Here is a 16,503-nt window from a genome sequence, read left to right as displayed (position 1 = left end):
TTACTTATATATTTGTGTTTCATAATCTTGTGATTCAAAGTCATTTGAAAACTCTGATATATTTCCACTGTATGTCATATATAAGTTTTTCTTGGCTCTTGTCATTGCTACATATAATAATTTCTTTTCTATATTTTTTATCTCATCTATATCTTCTTTTAGCATACTTTCATCCATCTCTTGATTTTTTAGTAATTCCTCTATTTGATATTTTTGAGGATAATGCTCATCATTAAACTGAATTAAGAATGTATGGTCAAATTCTAATCCTTTTATATCGTATGCTGATGTGTATAGTATTTGTTTTGTTTTATTTGTATTAAACTTAGAGCTATAGTTTTTACTATCACTTACATTTAAAAAGTGTCCTTTTAGTGCCTTTAATCTATCTGAATATCTACTATTTGATATTTCTGATTCTTCTCTATGTATAACTGCTACTGTTTCATTAGGATTTTCATCAAATATTTCTTTTATTTTATTTATAACAAATTCCATTTCTTTATTTGCATTTTCACATTTTACTATAAGTGGCTTATCTCCTTCTCTAACGAAGTTTCTTTTATCTAGTTTATGTTCTCCATTATCAAAGTTTAGAGAGTTTGCTAATCTCATTGTCTGAGCACTACATCTGTAGTTTTTATTTAAAACTCTATTTCGACCTCTTTCAGTTATATTTATTCCTAATTTTTCATATGAATATGGACTTCTTCTATGAATTGTTTGTCTTGGGTCACCAGATATAATTAGTGATTTTTTTGTAAGCATAACTAATGTTTTTATTTGCATAGGCTGTAAGTCTTGAACTTCATCTACAAATACATAATCATACTTTAAATCATCTTTTATCCATTTTTTATTTCTTATTATCTCTAGTGCATAATCTTCTAAGTCCATATGGTTATGAAACTGTTCTTTTAACATTTTATTGTAAACTTCAAATATTTTGTATATAGTATTTCTTTGCTTTTTTGTAAGACGTATACTTCTTGAACGACCTTTTCTTTCGACTTCTATGTATTCTGGTTTATCTACAAATCCATTTTCTTTCATCCACTTTATTTCATCTTTTATAAATCTAGCATCATGTGTTGAGTAAAGTTTTTCGTCTTTTGGTATTTTTTCATACTCTTCTGATTGTGGATTTTTATACTTATCAACAATTACACCTATTCTTCTAAGTGCATCTTGATCGTTTCTTATTATTTCTTCTTGTGTTAGTTTTGATTTTTTCTTTCCATCTATTACTTCTAGCTTTCTTAGAAGCTTATAAGCCATTTCATGGTATGTTGTTACATCTATTTCATGTCGATGTTTATTTTTCATATATATTTCACTATCGTTAAGTTTCTTTATTGTATCTGCTATTAATGTATAATTATATGAAATATATAATATTTTTTTAGACTCTGCTTCTCTTAGTATCGTATTTATAAATTTATATAAAAGAGTTATACTTTTTCCTGTACCTGCATATCCATTAATCAGCATTTGATCTTCATCATGATCTATTATTTTAATTTGATCTGGAGAAAGCTCTATGTCTTTGAAGAAATTGTAGTCTATATGATGTTGCCATATTTCTGCTATATTTGAGAAAAAACTTATTAAATCATTTTTACTAATTATCTCGCTCAACTGGATATTCCCCCTTATCACAAATTAAAATATGTGGACACATTGTACAATGTCTACCAGGATTATATAACTCATTATTATTTAAGTAATTTGTGCTAAATTCTTTAAATAATTTTTCTGTATCTAGTTTATTTTCTTCATATCTATTTTTAACCTTATACTTTTCTGTAACTATATATTTGCTCATAAGTATTTGTAATCTATCTATATTTTTAGGAAAATTTATATTTTCATATAAATAATACTCTTTTAGTTGTAGGTTTTTAAGATTTGTCATTACCATATTCTCCTTTGTAGTTTCATTCCATTGTGGAAAAAGTGGAAATAAAAATCTTTTTATATTATCTTCATAGTTTGGTATATCTCTTTTTAAAAGCGATATAATTGTTGAAAATAATAGCTTATGATGGAAATCACTTTCATATATTACATTTGATTCTAGTATATTTGAGTATATAAATTTAGTATAACAAAAGTCTAAATCTCTATATCCAACTGGTGATATTACTCTATGTTTGTTTAATATATCGTTAGTTATTATAAGAGGTTCTTTTTTGTTTTCTTCTATTTCTATATTATCTAAATAATCTAAGAGTGTATTTTCTATATTATGTTCTCTTTGGTATAAATTTTTTAATACTCTAAGTAATATACTTTCGCTATCTCCATCCCTCAGGTTTTGTATATAACTTAGCACAATTTTACCTTTATAGTTTACTATTAAATTTGATATATCAAAGCTGAAAAATTGCTCAGTATTATTTACTGATAGTTTAGCTATCTCTAAGCATTTTTTTAATTCTTCTTTATCTTTATACATATTTGTATTTAGTATTTTATTTATAAATTTATGATTTATATACTTTCCTATAGTTTTTCTAGATTCTAGATACTTTTGATATGATTTAAATGATAAATCTGTTATATGAATTTCATCATATACTTTTCTTTGCCAATCTCCATCTATCGTGTCAATTGGAAGTACTTTGTGTGTTTCTTCTTCACTATTTTTACTTAAAAGTATTCTTGTAAGCTCTTTTACATCTTCTTTGTATATAATATCTATATCATGCTTATATTCTAATGCTTTATATATTTTATCTATTATAGGTTTATATTCCTCATCCTCTCTTAATTCATTTATAAATATATTTTTCTCTAGTATTGATTTTAAAAATATTGTATTTTTATTATATTCAACAAATTCATCTTCCCTTTTTAAGATGTTTCTTAATATATATCTTAATCTCTCTATTAAAGACTTAAATTGAACTATTGTTATATCATAATTTTCAACATTTACATATGATATGCATCTAAAAGGATTTGATAAATATCTTTTAACTTTGTTTTTAATTATTTTTTGCTTTACCTTGTTTTCCATGGTATCGCTAGCTAGTTTTAAATTTCTCAGATCTTCTATTCTATTTAAAATAGATTCTATATCTTCTAATCCTTCAAAGTAACTTTCTAAATTTTTTATAAAATCTAAATGATCTATTCCATTTATGATCCGGTTTCCTTCTTTTATTTCAATCCACCCTGATGTTAAAAGCTCCGTTAATAAACTATAATTTAAATATATATCTGAGTCTTTAAACTTAGGAGTATATATGTTAGTCATAAATTTTATAAGGGGCATATGTTGTTCTTTTTCTTCATCTATGTCAAAAACTTGATTTATAAGATTTGTATCTAGTGCATAATATGATATAGATTTATCTTTATTATGTTTTAGCTCATTTTTAAACTCAAAGCTTCCTAAAAATTCTTTAAATACTATATCTTTATTATCATCCTTTACTTCAAGTCCTTGTATGTAATCGGTATATGTACTTTTTTCTAATGGATTATATTTTATATACTTACTTTCATCCCACATAAAATACTTTTTAGAATATAGTTTTTTCCAAGGCTCATCAATATTTTCTATATTTAATTGAGGTATTCTAAATACAACTTCATATCCTAGGTACTTTAATCTTGTGAAAAATACCATTCTAGATAAATATAAGTTATTGAAGTTATATAAATATATTGTCTTTATATTTTCATTTATAACTTCTGTATATTTATTTTTTAAGTTTGCTGCTGATGATAATTCTTTTATTATTTCTTGTACACTTCCTTTTTGTACAAATTGGTTAAATATATTTATTATTACTTCTTGTTCTTTGCTTATGTTTTCTATAGTTGGAATTTGTCTTATTCCACTTTGTATTAAAAATATATAATCACTAAATAGTATTTTTATATTTTCTTCTTTCATTAAGCTCTCATGTACTTCATTTTTTATTAAAATATCTCTAAGATCTATTTTTAATCTATTGTTATTTAGTAAGTCATGAAGATTAGGATATATATTTTCTAATAAATGAGTTATATTTTTTACTTTCCATACGTAGCTTGGATTTTTATTGTTTTCTTTGATTAATTTTTCTAAGGATAGATTTGAAGTTATATGAAATGCATTCTCTTCTAAATCTATCTTTGAAAAATATTCATATGAGTTATCATGTATTTCAACCCTAAACATTATACTGTACCTCCGGAATTAAAGTCATCCATGAGTTTATATTAGATGACGTTATGCTCTTTTTATGAACATATAGTTCTTTTTTAGCACGAGTTAATGCTACATAAAATAATCGTGTTTCTTCCCCTATTATCTCTTTTTTTCATCAAATTTTAGTTCCTTATATAAATTATTTGAAACAGTTTTTATACTATTTCCAAAAGTTATCTTATAAGCTATGTTTACATTTTCAAATCTATCTCTACTGATTATAATTTCTAAGTCTCTTTTATTTGGAACAAACTCATGTGATGTTTCTGGAAGCACTACATAGTCAAATTCTAATCCCTTTGATTTATGTATTGTCATACATTTTATGAAGTTTCTCTTATATGTTTGATTTGCTTTTTTTATACTCTCTACATCATTTGTTTGTATATTTATTTTTAGATAATTTTCTATACTATTTAAAGTTGATGCATTTTTATTAAAATTTTTTCTAATTAAAAACATACAATGATCTAAGTTCATTTTGTACTCAGTAGCCATTACTTTAGCATCTTCTTTACTAAACTTATTCAATTTACTTTTATAATATTTTACTTCTGGTTTTATATCGTTTATCATTTCTTCTATTAATGTTATCGGAGATTCTACTTTTGATTTTTGTATATACTTATCCCAATTTAATTTTTCTAAGTAGCTCTTTAAAAGTTTATTTATATCATTTTCTTCCATAGATATACTTTTTAATAATTCCAATTTACTTATCTCTACATCACTGTATGATGTATTTAACAATGAATAAATTGTTTTATTATCATTTTTATTAATTAGAGATTTAATCATTATGTAAAGTTCTCTTACTGGTTCACATCTAAAAAAATCTCCTGTAGATGATACTTCACAAGGTATAGCATTTTCATCGCATATTTCTTTTATATAACTAACATCACTATTTCTTCTAACTAAAATACAAACTTCCTCAGTTTCTTTTTTTATATCTAAAAGATTTTTTATTAAATCTGTTTTGCTAAGAGACATTTCTAAATCTCTTATTTCTATTTCATTTTCACATTCACTATTTTTAAGTGAATATATTCTATCACTCTCATTGTAATTAAATCTTTCTACTCTATCTCCTATTTCAACAAACCATTCATCAATATTATTTAATAATTTTTTATTAGTTCTATAGTTTCTTACTAAGCTAAATTCATTAAGTTTATCTATTGAAATCTGTTGGAAGTTTTTCTTTAGTTGTTCAAATGCTGTATAATCAGCCCCTCTAAATCTATATATACTTTGCTTTTCATCACCAACTACAAATAGTTTTGCATTTGAATGTTCAATTATCCAAGATACAAAGTCTACTTGAGTTTTATCAGTATCTTGAAATTCATCTACCATCAAAACTTTTAAATTTAAATTATGTCCATTTTTAAATTCTAAGTTTGGCAATTTTTTTATTAAATCATTTATTTCCCATGAATTATTTTCTTTTTTATTTGTTCAAGTTCATTTGTAACATTTTTAATTATAAACTCTAACATTTTATTAAATCCTGATGATTCATCTCCAAAGTTTACATTATAATTTATAGAGTTTGTATCTACTGCAAAGTTATCCAATTTTTCGATTATAGCTATAATCTTTCTAATAAGCTCATATTGTGGAATTCTCTCAAATTCAGAATATATATTATCATCATTTGAGTTTTTAAATTCCTCAATGTATTTTTCTATTAATTTGTATCTTTTATATTTAAATGTTGTTATTTTGAAATTATCATAAAAACCTAAATGCTCTCCATGTTTTTCTAGTATATCTCTTGCAAAAGAATGTATTGTTCTTATTCTCATATTAGCTACTTCATCTAGCCATTTAAGGTATTTATTATCTTTTGTTAAACTATAGTATTTTTCTATTCTTTTTATAAGTCTTTCTCTCATTTGAATACTAGCTTCATTAGTAAATGTTATGAGTACAACTTCATTTAGTTTAAAGAATCTATTCATATGTCTTAAAAATAAAATCCTATTTATCATTGTTGTAGTTTTGCCAGTTCCAGCACCAGCTTTTATCAAAATATTAGCATCTACTTTTGAGTGAACTATTTTAAATTGTTGATTATTAAATTCGTTCTCTTTATCTTTGCATACATTTTCAAAAAAATCATAATCTAATATATCATTATCAATGCTCTTTAATCCTTTGTTATATAAATTTATATTTATTTGAGTTACAATTAGAAAATAACTTTCTATTGCATACTTTAGTATATCTGGCAAAATTTCTTTATTTACCTTCTCATTTATAAACAAGTATACTGTTATTCCTTTTTTTAAGTACTCTTTTATATCATTTATGGTATTTTCGTCCAATATTTTGTTGTATATAGATACTGAGTACTTAGGGTCTTTTGCATTCAATTTCCATGCTCCTCCAATATATTCTTATATTTTATAATTATTTAATTTAATTTTACTTATTACCATTGTATAATAGCTAATTATTATGTATTAAGTTTGTAATATTTAAATTAATACTTCTTTATCCTATCCTCAGCTTCCTTCATCTTGAGCTCAACAGTAAACAATAAAGCCCTTACAAGTTCATCATAAAACTCTCTCTTAAAATCATCAAAATATGTATAACTATCAAAGCTTATAACACCATTGTTCTTAACACCAAACCTCTTACAATACTCCCTATGGCACATTGATATAAGCCTTCTGTTAACTCCTAGATCCCTATTTTCGCAAAGTACCTTTTTTAACATTTCCTCTTTATCAAGATACTTAATATCCTTTTCCTTAAACATTCCATCTAGCTTTTTCATAGCCTTTTCATATACCTCATCACCAAATTTAATACCTTCTTCATAAGGAGGTGCTGCTTCTATTTCTAAATTAGCATCTTGTGCTACTTCCCAAAAGTCCATTTCAAGTTCATCTATAATACTTGTAAGTATTTTTAAATTAGGTTCTCTTTGCCCTTGTTCATATTTTGCTATTGCATGTTTGCTTATTCCAATCCTTTTAGCTAGTTCTTCTTGAGTTATATTTTTTCTTTTTCTAGCTTCTTTGAGTTTTTTTCCTAAATTATCCATTTTTATCACCCATTAAATAATAACCCATTTTGGGTTATTATTCAATATTATTGGGTTATTTATTAAATAAAAAAGAGGAACGTTTCGTTCCTCCTTATTAATAAATATTAACTATCTTATTCTAAACTCTTTAATTATAGTATAATTGTAAAATATAAGAATAGAAAACTTACCAAATAAGATATATTTTGTAGAATATATAAACTAAAGAAATAACTGAACTTTAGCATTTATATATTTAAATCACTAAAGTACAGTTATTTTGTAGTCTATTTTTAATTTTATCTCCCCTTTACATACTAGTTTTATAAATACGTTCAATTAATTTTTTATAAATTAGTTATTAAACCATTCACTAGGTGATTGGTTAAAGTAATGAGGTAAAAATTCTATAACGTTGTAATCTTGTATACCAGAAAGTTTAAGTGGCTCATTAGATAGGTATTCATCTATTTTTTCAATAGATTCTGCCTTCATAACAAATAGTCCTCCACTCATATTTTCTTTAAGTCCAGCCATTAATATTAATCCTTCATCCATTGCCTTTTGAGAATAAGCCATGTGCTTTTTCATGATATTTTCATCAATTGGATTTTGATTTTTTAGTTTTCCTTCAACAATAAAATATTTCATTTTTATTATGCTCCTTTAACTATGTATGATAAATGTATTTAACTATCATTTTTATAGTTAGACTTAACTTATTTAAAATGATAAATACCCTTAAAAATACATTTAAAAACTATTAACTAAGCAAAATAAAATAACTCTATCATAGTTTTTGTAATATACATACTAAGATAGAGTTTGTAATTAAATTTAGTAAACTTCTACCACCCTTCTTTGCTATACTTATCTATTAATTCTCTGTACCTAGATTTGCTGAACGTATTACAACTATTAATTATCATTTTTTATATACTCGATTAAATCATCTAAGGAATTCATATATAAATCTAATGATGTTCCATTTTCTAAATTACTGCTTCCATCTGCATTTAAACCTTTCTCTGCTGTACTTCTAACGGCTAAACCACTATTTGGTAATTTAAATACTATAGGGTCAATACCTACACCATCACCACCGCTATTTTCATTTCCTACAACTTTTGCCCATCCACTGTCTTTACAAAATATAGCCAATCCTTCAGCTGCTGAAAATACTCTTTTATCTACCAATAAATATATATTTCCATTATAACCTTCTTTATTTTTTATACCATCAAATATACTTTCATTAGAAAATTTTAATTTATATTCAGTGTAATATTTAAAATCTTCTATATTTCTCACTTTTTTTAACATATCCTTGTTAGGAAATTTATTTATATCCTTTAAATCATTTCCTCTTGCTTCATAATATTCTTTTGTTATTTTTCCATCTTTATGAAGTGCATATGTTGTGCTTTCATATGTATTGTTTACTATAGGACTTACTATATGGTCAATCCATAATTTACTATTACCACCTCCATTACCTCTTATATCTATAATATAGTCCTTATAATTATTAATCTCTTTATATAACTCATTTATTTTATTAATATCTTCATTAGTAAATTCTCCAAAACTATTTATTTTAATATACGCTATCTCATCATCAATTATCTTTGTTTCTATATTCCCCTTATTATTTTTAAACATCTTTTCATTAATTTTTTTATTTAAACTTTGTAAATTATTATTTTCACCTAGGTAGATTTTCCATTTTTTATTTTTATCTATTAAATCTTTATCATTTAAAACATTACCTTGATAACTTTCTTTATATGAATTTATATACCAATCTATGCTATCTGGTGGTATTAGATTGGTATGACCATCTCCAAGTAAATTTATTAAAGTGTTCATTTTGTTATAAAATTCTTCATTGCTATTACTGTTTTCTACTTCTTCTTTAAAAACATCATATAAATCTAAGTATTCTGTATTGTATTTATTATAAAATACATCGAAGTTGCCGTAATTTTCTTTCATTGTATTTATATAATAATCAAAATCCTCTACTTTTTCTTCTTTAGTTAATTCTTTTAATTTATCATTACTGCTACATCCAATTGATAGACCTAATAAAAAAATTATTACAATTAATTTTATTATTTTTCTCATATAATCCCCCTAATTAACCTTAATACAAGGAAAAGAATGTTTTTATATATTTACTTTGAATTTATAAGCTTTAGTACCTTCTTTTTATATTTATCATTATAATCCAACCAAATCTTAACATGCTCACTATCATTAACCGTTATTTTGGCCATATACTTAGTAACATCCACATCATCATAACTTAATCTTATTTACGATATTTACCGTAAACAACAAGTAATTCATTCTTTAAATAAAGTATATATATTCTTAGATGAAATTTCATTTGTAATTTGTAATAGCTATAAGCTTCGATTAAAATTTAACCTTAAATAATAGTTATAACTAAAAAAGAGTATGTTTGTTGAAATTTATATATTTCAACAAACATACTCTTTTTTAGTTTGTTTTAACGTATATAACAATATCTTATGTATTTTTTGCTTGTTATTAATTTATACACTAAAACCATATGATATCTATATGTTAATATTTTTTAATACTTTTTATAAAAATCATTTTCCTTAATTTCTAGTTAACTGAATAAGTTACTAGCTCATTTTCTCTGACATTTTCTAAAGAGAATTCCATTGTATCTATATGATTAAAAACACGTAAATATAATTTACCTAAATTTTGATCATATGCACACATATAACTTGAAAAATCTGAGTCATCTTTATCTTCAAAAAAACGCATAACTCCCTTTGGAACCCAAACAGAATTTAAAATACTAAATAATTGAGCAGGTGCTTCTTCATCACTAACTTCTCCTATAAGATTTCTTAAATATACTGCACGTACAAATCTTGATGGTGAAGTATAATCTCCTGGTAATCCAAGTAGACCTGTACCATTTGAAATTGGTGTAATTGCTGTTTTATTGTTTAAATGATTTTGTTGTCTATTAAATCCTTGTGCTTGAATATAATTTGCTAAATTAGTCATATGCCAATCGAATGTTGGATCATTAGCCATTACACCTACATTATTATCAAAAACTCTAAAACGTCCATTATTTGTTGGTTCTAATACGACTGAATTACCCATTTTGTCTGTAAAAGTATAATGAGCAGTGATAGGATTTCCTTTACCTAACTCTCCTAATGAAGGAATATCATCACCAGTAACTACAACTTTTGATATATTTTTCTTTATATCACTAACATTTTCAAAGTTGCTTAAAATCCAAGGAATTATTTCACCACTATTAATAGCTATGAGTCCTTCATTTTCTATATTGTCTTTTTTATCCCATGTACATGCCTTTAAAAATAAAAGTCCTCCAGCAAGTCCTTTTTCATTTACTCCATCAAAAAATAAAGTAGAGCCTGATAAACTTATACCTAAAAAAGCGTATTTTGTTTTCCATGGTTTACTTTGTGTATCTAAAGTAAAATTTTTAGGAACAATAGTTACTTTTGAACCAATATCAAATGGATTAAAAGAAGTATCTAAAGTTCTTCCCCAATAAAAGTTATTTTTGTTGCTTGAAATGTGAACATGCGTACACATTTAACTCATCTCCTGTCATTTTATTATAATCTTTTATTTAATATTTTTTATGCCCAAGATTATCCATTCAAAACATAAAAATTTCTATTATTTATTTTCCCTTTAAGTTGTCCTGTACTCTGTCTAGACATTAAATTTACTCTAGTTCAAGTACTCTTCCTTATAAAAAACTATCTATTTAAATTTTGCTTATGTACGTAAGTATTTCTTTTATCACCTATTCCTTAATTAATTTTTATTCTTAAAAAAGCGTGTATACTTATTGTAAAGTTTTTTATATGCCCCTTGTTTAATTTCACCTAAATGTATTCTAAGTGCTTTTTATTAAATATCTTCAAATGTATTTTTAGAAAATAGTATTTATTGAAGATGTCTATAAAAGCGTCTATTTTTGTGAATACTTTTTATGATATAATAGGATTGAAAATTCAAGGGGTTAACGAATTAGTGGAGGATACTATGGAATATAAAAAGCAACGCAATTTAACTACGATTTTGTTTACAGTATATTTTTTCATATTAATATGGATTCTTTTATTTAAAATGAGTTTTTCATTTGATTTTTTTCTTGATGCAATTCATGGTAATAGGAGTATTAATTTAATTCCTTTTTCTGAATCTGTTATTGTTAATGGAAAAATATATATTAATGAAATTATCAATAATATACTTGTATTTGTTCCTGTTGGTATATATACATGTATGTTGAATCCAAAATGGCCTTTTATTAAAAAAATTTCACTGTCTTTTTTTATTAGCTTATCAATTGAAGTTTTACAGTTTATTTTTGCTATAGGTGCGACAGATATAACAGACCTTATAGGTAATACATTAGGTGGAATAGTGGGGATTGGAATATTTTATATATTCACAAAAATATTTAAAAACAAAACCATTAAAGTACTTAATATACTTGCTTCAATTGCTACAGTTGTATTAGTAGGTCTTTTATCAATACTAATATTGGCAAATTAAAAATATATAAAGTCCAATTTGTGGTTAGAATTAACTTTAAACAAATAAATTTAATTAAAAAAGAGCATTAAATTTTAATGCTCTTTTTTAATTAAATTCCATAGTGAATTAGCCACTTATTTTTTTCAATATAATCAATTATTTACTTAATTATAATACATAACATTAAGTGTCCACTAAAATATGTGTTTTTTGTACACAAATTACTATATATTTTATTACTCTCCAATATCTTTTTTTACAATTAACATAATCCCATACCCTATTATTAAAATAGGTAAGACAATTGCTATGCCTAATTCAGTATTTATATAGTTAAATGAATTAGTAGGGCAACTACCTGTAAATTGTAATTCCATAAGTTGTATAAATTTAAGCCCATATAATTCTAAAGATAATATCAACACTCCTAAAATTATTGCTAAACTCCCTATATTTAATTTAATCTTCATATTGTCCTCCCTAATAGTAATTTTGAATGCATTTAGATTAAATATCCCTTTTAAACTCTAGGTATCTACTTCCTTGAAATTTCAAAACGCCTATATCTCCCTCAACAATCATACCAAATTCTTTTCCTGAAACACTAAACTCCATTCTATCCTTACTTTCAAACTCAAATGTAATATAATAATTTGTAGATGAGCCTCCGTTATGATGTGTTCCATTTGAATCAATATGTCCAGCGTGTCTTATAACTTCACTCCTTTTAGAAACAACTTTACTTTTTACATCTAATATAGGTTGTTTATTATTGTAAGACCATTGATTAAAACCTTTAATTATATTAATTATAATTGTCCCCAAAATAAGAAAAAAGATTATAAAAAACATGATCGTAAATAAGTCAAAAGTTGGCTCACCGTAATACATATCCATAATAGATACCCCTCATTTCGCGTATATTTTTTAAATGTAATTTATGATAATTTTAAACTATAGATTCATTTATGTGGTAACAAATAAGATACATTTTTGATTGTTAAGAATATTAAAAATTTATTAAAATTATTTAATTCATTAGATTTTAGCTTCTAAAACACATTTAAAGATATGCAGCAAAAATGCCATTAGAACCCTACTTATTTGTGTTCTAATGGCATTAACTTTATACAAAATACATAACTAATCTCCAAAGTGAAATTTAGTAAATAGTTATATTCTAATTAAATTACAAAGCATTTATTTTTCCTATAAAGTTTAGGAATAAGACAATAAATATAGATAAATTTCCTAATAACGAAATTAATAATATTGAATATCTTATAGTAAATACTTTATAAGGACAATTTCTATAATTGAATGTAAGCTTTTTTCCAGAATAAGATATCATAGCAAAAAGTGTAAATATTACTAACAATCCTTGTCCACTTACACTAAATAGTTTAAATAAAAAATCAAGATTATTGCTTGTCCAAAATGAGTAATTTAATAAGCTTAAAATAGCAGTAATTATTGCAATTAATTGTGATATTTTAATCAGATCCTTTCTAGAAATCTAGTTTTTTTAATTATTATAATATATCATAATAATTAAACTAAACTTAAACTAAACTTAAACTAATCTTAAATTATTATTAAATTTAGTTTTAACTAGTCTTAAAAAACATTTAAAGATATCTTTATTTTACAGATTGTGCATTAAAACAGATGTTTTCGTAAAAATTTAGTAAACTATTTTCTAAAAACTTATTTAAAATACCTAACAAGTTTATAAAGTAAAATTTTAAAACTTGTTATTTTGATATAAAAAACTGTACATAAAATGATGTTTTTTATTTCTTGTACCGTTTGGATATTGATTTAAATATTTTTAGATATATTATAGAGCAATTAAATATGTTCATTAAATCCTATGTTTTTTGAATGAAAAATAGAGTAATAATATTATTACTCTATTTATATTTATTTAGTTATACTATAAGTTGTATTATTTTAATTTCATATGCAGTATAGGGAATGGATTACCCTGTTCATCGAACTCAGATTTTTTAAAAACTTTAAATCCTATATGTTTATAAAAGCCTAATGCTTGTGGATTTTGCTCATTTACATCTACATAATTTACATTTAATACTTCTATTGCATATTCTACAAGTTTTTTTCCGATTCCATGTCCTCTACTTTCATTACTTACAAACAACATTTCAATTTTAAAATCATGTATTCCCATAAAAGCTTTTATAATACCATTTTTGTCTCTTACACATAAAAGTTTACTAACATATTTAGCACCTTCTATAACTTGAGGTTTTATTGAGATTATATCTTCTTCACTTAAAAAGTCATGTGTCGCTCTTACTGATGATTCCCATGTATCTAGTATTTCTTCCATATCCTTATTATTAATAATATTTAAATTTTCAATTTTTATCATTTAACAATTCCTCCTAAGTAAGTATGTTACTTAATATTATATGTTAAATATAATTTGAAAAGTTTATTAAGAACATTTCTGTACTAACTATAATCAATTAAATATATTTATTTATTTTTATAGATATATAATATTCTCCTAATACTACTTTCAGATAGAAAATAATCTTTAGACAATTGTTTAATTGATGTTCCTTGTAAGTACTTACTATATATTTCAAGATTTCTTGTTTTTAGTTCAGCTTTTATTCCACTAACCTCACCCCAAGATTTTTTGCTATCATCTTTCTTTGGAATGTATATATAATCACCATCGATGTATTTTTGAACTAAATCTAAAACATCTTTAGGTAATATATTTTGTGCTTTTTTATATTTCATAAGTATTTCTCCTATTTATTATTAGAGCAAATATTTAATCAAAAACTGCACAAAACATCTATTTTATCGCTCCTTACAAACTATGCTTTGATATTATTGCAGCTTTTGCTTGGAGCTAAATTAATTAATCTAATTTTACAAAACATGATGACACCTACCTTCTTGATTAATTACATTATTATATCATAATTTAAATTCTAAAACTAAATGTCCATTAAAACAGATGTTTTCATGAACAATTTCAATAAATACTATTCTCTAAAAACATATTTAAAGATGCCTAGTAAAATATAACAAAAATAAGTTATTTATGAGTGTGTAAGGTTTGTCCCTTAATTAATATAAAAATTCCCTAGAATTGATTATAAAGATTATTTTCTATAAGTTTTTACTATATATAAAAAAACTTCTTAGTGACTAGTTAAACTTTGTGATTAAAGAATATTAAATCTCCAAAATTTACTCCTACCGCGCTTCCAAAACTTATACTAAAGATACTACCTAAATTTATACCTGAACTTTTCAGAATAAATTCTAAAATAAATAATACTATAAATGAACATAAAAAATCTTTTAAAGCATTAATTAATCTTCTTTTTCTATCCATCGAATTTAGATATATGATTTTTATTATTAATGAAATTCCTCCTATGACTAAGCATGAAATAAAACTTATGACAAAAAAACCTACACTATACTGTACTATTTCTCCTTCTCCTATAATAAATCCAGTAAAAATCAATATAAGTACGGAAAGTATAAATAGGTATGTTAATGCCCTTGTCAACTTAAATAATTTATTGTATTTATCCATCGAATCCCCCATTAATTTGTATTACTTTAATAATATATCTTTGAAAAATAATTTACAATCCATATAATAATTCTAAGTATATCTTAAATTTTACTTTAGGTATTAATTATGTACTTTACATAAAGAAAAATTAACACATTATTTATTCAAACAAGAATAATTTACATTAATTTGGAAAATATATTTTTAACCAAAGATCAAATGGAGGTACATATTTAAATGTTTAAGCATGATAAAAAGTTATTAAGAGAAGTAAAAGTAGAAAAACCAAACCCTCAATATGCAGTTTTAATGCAAGAACAATTAGGTGGAGGTAATGGAGAGCTTAAAGCAGCTATGCAATATATGGCACAAAGTTTTAGAATAAAAGATCCTGTTATAAAAGATTTATTTTTAGATATAGCTGCAGAAGAACTTAGTCATATGGAAATGGTAGCTCAAACTATAAACTTACTTAACGGACATGATGTAGATTATAAGGCTGTTGATTCAGGAGAGATAGAGACACACGTATTAACTGGATTATCACCTGTATTAATAAATTCATCAGGAGCACCATGGAGTGCAAATTATGTAACTGTAACCGGTGATTTAGTTGCAGATTTATTATCTAATATAGCATCAGAGCAAAGAGCAAAAGTTGTATATGAATACTTATATAGACAAATTGAAGATAAATACGTTAGAGAAACTATTGATTTCTTACTTAATAGAGAGGAAGCACATAATGCTTTATTTAGAGATGCACTAAATAAAGTTAAAGGTACAGGCTCAAATAAAGACTTTGGGGTTACAGAAGATTCTAAGTTATATTTTGACTTATCTACTCCTGGACCTAACCATGATACTAAAATAAATATTACTCCACCATCATTTGATAACCCTATAAATAATGATAGTATTCCAGTTGGAAAGAATTCTAAAAAGTAACATTAAGTATATCAATTTGAAATATACACTGTAATTAGGTATTTATAAAATAAAGTTAAAGCCCTTAGAACCCAAATAAATGGATTTCAAGGGCATTTTCCCTAGATATATTTACTTTAAATGTGTTTTAGATACTAATTGAAATTAAATTTATTTGTA

General features: G+C 24.3%; 16 protein-coding genes. 2 read left to right on the top strand and 14 right to left on the bottom strand.

What is annotated here, in order from left to right; genetic code table 11:
* The 9 genes from FRIFI_RS05220 to FRIFI_RS05180 all read right to left on the bottom strand — a co-directional run bounded on the left by FRIFI_RS05220 (position 1) and on the right by FRIFI_RS05180 (position 10,868).
* Positions 1–1,638 (bottom strand): UvrD-helicase domain-containing protein, encoded by a 1,638-nt coding sequence (locus tag FRIFI_RS05220; RefSeq protein ID WP_166505207.1) that lies wholly within the window; start codon positions 1,636–1,638, stop codon positions 1–3.
* A complete protein-coding gene (locus FRIFI_RS05215) occupies positions 1,622–4,174 on the bottom strand; it encodes a hypothetical protein (protein WP_166505206.1) in 2,553 nt (850 codons plus the stop codon). The genes FRIFI_RS05220 and FRIFI_RS05215 overlap by 17 nt, the downstream gene beginning before the upstream one ends.
* Complete coding sequence (locus tag FRIFI_RS15530; RefSeq protein WP_416389774.1) at positions 4,167–4,304, bottom strand: 3'-5' exonuclease; 138 nt, start codon at positions 4,302–4,304, stop codon at positions 4,167–4,169. The genes FRIFI_RS05215 and FRIFI_RS15530 overlap by 8 nt, the downstream gene beginning before the upstream one ends.
* Positions 4,304–5,614, bottom strand: a complete 1,311-nt coding sequence (locus tag FRIFI_RS05205) for a 3'-5' exonuclease (protein ID WP_166505205.1) — start codon at positions 5,612–5,614, stop codon at positions 4,304–4,306. Before FRIFI_RS05205 ends, FRIFI_RS15530 begins: the two co-directional genes overlap by 1 nt.
* A gap of 17 nt (positions 5,615–5,631) precedes the next feature.
* Positions 5,632–6,585, bottom strand: a complete 954-nt coding sequence (locus FRIFI_RS05200; RefSeq protein ID WP_166505204.1) for a UvrD-helicase domain-containing protein — start codon at positions 6,583–6,585, stop codon at positions 5,632–5,634.
* A 110-nt stretch (positions 6,586–6,695) separates the two neighbouring features.
* Positions 6,696–7,265 (bottom strand): helix-turn-helix domain-containing protein, encoded by a 570-nt coding sequence (locus tag FRIFI_RS05195; RefSeq protein ID WP_166505203.1) that lies wholly within the window; start codon positions 7,263–7,265, stop codon positions 6,696–6,698.
* Between the two features lie 336 nt (positions 7,266–7,601).
* Positions 7,602–7,898: a YciI family protein gene (locus FRIFI_RS05190; RefSeq protein WP_166505202.1), complete on the bottom strand. Its 297-nt coding sequence runs from the start codon at positions 7,896–7,898 to the stop codon at positions 7,602–7,604.
* A gap of 267 nt (positions 7,899–8,165) precedes the next feature.
* Positions 8,166–9,374, bottom strand: coding sequence for a S41 family peptidase (locus tag FRIFI_RS05185; protein WP_166505201.1), 1,209 nt, complete (start codon positions 9,372–9,374; stop codon positions 8,166–8,168).
* Positions 9,375–9,884: 510 nt separating this feature from the next.
* A complete protein-coding gene (locus FRIFI_RS05180) occupies positions 9,885–10,868 on the bottom strand; it encodes a linear amide C-N hydrolase (protein ID WP_166505200.1) in 984 nt (327 codons plus the stop codon).
* A gap of 459 nt (positions 10,869–11,327) precedes the next feature.
* Here FRIFI_RS05180 and FRIFI_RS05175 point away from each other — a divergent pair, with 459 nt between their 5' ends.
* Complete coding sequence (locus tag FRIFI_RS05175; protein WP_166505199.1) at positions 11,328–11,843, top strand: VanZ family protein; 516 nt, start codon at positions 11,328–11,330, stop codon at positions 11,841–11,843.
* Between the two features lie 218 nt (positions 11,844–12,061).
* On the opposite strand, the gene FRIFI_RS05170 is transcribed toward FRIFI_RS05175, so the two are convergent.
* From FRIFI_RS05170 to FRIFI_RS05150, 5 genes are all read right to left on the bottom strand, one after another.
* Positions 12,062–12,295 (bottom strand): hypothetical protein, encoded by a 234-nt coding sequence (locus FRIFI_RS05170; protein ID WP_166505198.1) that lies wholly within the window; start codon positions 12,293–12,295, stop codon positions 12,062–12,064.
* Between the two features lie 37 nt (positions 12,296–12,332).
* Entirely contained in the window at positions 12,333–12,677 is a 345-nt protein-coding gene (locus tag FRIFI_RS05165; RefSeq protein ID WP_330405614.1) for a DUF2500 domain-containing protein, read from the bottom strand.
* Between the two features lie 1,096 nt (positions 12,678–13,773).
* A complete protein-coding gene (locus FRIFI_RS05160) occupies positions 13,774–14,220 on the bottom strand; it encodes a GNAT family N-acetyltransferase (protein ID WP_166505197.1) in 447 nt (148 codons plus the stop codon).
* A 107-nt stretch (positions 14,221–14,327) separates the two neighbouring features.
* Entirely contained in the window at positions 14,328–14,600 is a 273-nt protein-coding gene (locus tag FRIFI_RS05155) for a CD3324 family protein (RefSeq protein WP_166505196.1), read from the bottom strand.
* 421 nt (positions 14,601–15,021) lie between these two features.
* Entirely contained in the window at positions 15,022–15,414 is a 393-nt protein-coding gene (locus tag FRIFI_RS05150; RefSeq protein ID WP_166505195.1) for a hypothetical protein, read from the bottom strand.
* A gap of 219 nt (positions 15,415–15,633) precedes the next feature.
* Here FRIFI_RS05150 and FRIFI_RS05145 point away from each other — a divergent pair, with 219 nt between their 5' ends.
* Positions 15,634–16,344, top strand: a complete 711-nt coding sequence (locus FRIFI_RS05145; RefSeq protein ID WP_166505194.1) for a manganese catalase family protein — start codon at positions 15,634–15,636, stop codon at positions 16,342–16,344.
* The last annotated feature ends 159 nt before the right edge of the window (positions 16,345–16,503 follow it).

This window comes from Romboutsia hominis (genome assembly GCF_900002575.1).
Classification (GTDB): domain Bacteria; phylum Bacillota; class Clostridia; order Peptostreptococcales; family Peptostreptococcaceae; genus Romboutsia_C; species Romboutsia_C hominis.
Note: the sequence above shows the minus strand (reverse complement) of the source record. Positions and strands in the feature narration are given on the sequence as shown.

What these genes read in the sequence shown, in the direction of transcription:
- FRIFI_RS05165 (WP_330405614.1), bottom strand. Translation starts at nt 12,677, where the DNA reads ATGTTTTTTATAATCTTTTTTCTTATTTTGGGGACAATTATAATTAAT.
- FRIFI_RS05195 (WP_166505203.1), bottom strand. Translation starts at nt 7,265, where the DNA reads ATGGATAATTTAGGAAAAAAACTCAAAGAAGCTAGAAAAAGAAAAAAT.
- FRIFI_RS05155 (WP_166505196.1), bottom strand. Translation starts at nt 14,600, where the DNA reads ATGAAATATAAAAAAGCACAAAATATATTACCTAAAGATGTTTTAGAT.
- FRIFI_RS05190 (WP_166505202.1), bottom strand. Translation starts at nt 7,898, where the DNA reads ATGAAATATTTTATTGTTGAAGGAAAACTAAAAAATCAAAATCCAATT.
- FRIFI_RS05180 (WP_166505200.1), bottom strand. Translation starts at nt 10,868, where the DNA reads ATGTGTACGCATGTTCACATTTCAAGCAACAAAAATAACTTTTATTGG.
- FRIFI_RS05150 (WP_166505195.1), bottom strand. Translation starts at nt 15,414, where the DNA reads ATGGATAAATACAATAAATTATTTAAGTTGACAAGGGCATTAACATAC.
- FRIFI_RS05185 (WP_166505201.1), bottom strand. Translation starts at nt 9,374, where the DNA reads ATGAGAAAAATAATAAAATTAATTGTAATAATTTTTTTATTAGGTCTA.
- FRIFI_RS05215 (WP_166505206.1), bottom strand. Translation starts at nt 4,174, where the DNA reads ATGTTTAGGGTTGAAATACATGATAACTCATATGAATATTTTTCAAAG.
- FRIFI_RS05160 (WP_166505197.1), bottom strand. Translation starts at nt 14,220, where the DNA reads ATGATAAAAATTGAAAATTTAAATATTATTAATAATAAGGATATGGAA.
- FRIFI_RS05175 (WP_166505199.1), top strand. Translation starts at nt 11,328, where the DNA reads ATGGAATATAAAAAGCAACGCAATTTAACTACGATTTTGTTTACAGTA.
- FRIFI_RS05170 (WP_166505198.1), bottom strand. Translation starts at nt 12,295, where the DNA reads ATGAAGATTAAATTAAATATAGGGAGTTTAGCAATAATTTTAGGAGTG.
- FRIFI_RS05145 (WP_166505194.1), top strand. Translation starts at nt 15,634, where the DNA reads ATGTTTAAGCATGATAAAAAGTTATTAAGAGAAGTAAAAGTAGAAAAA.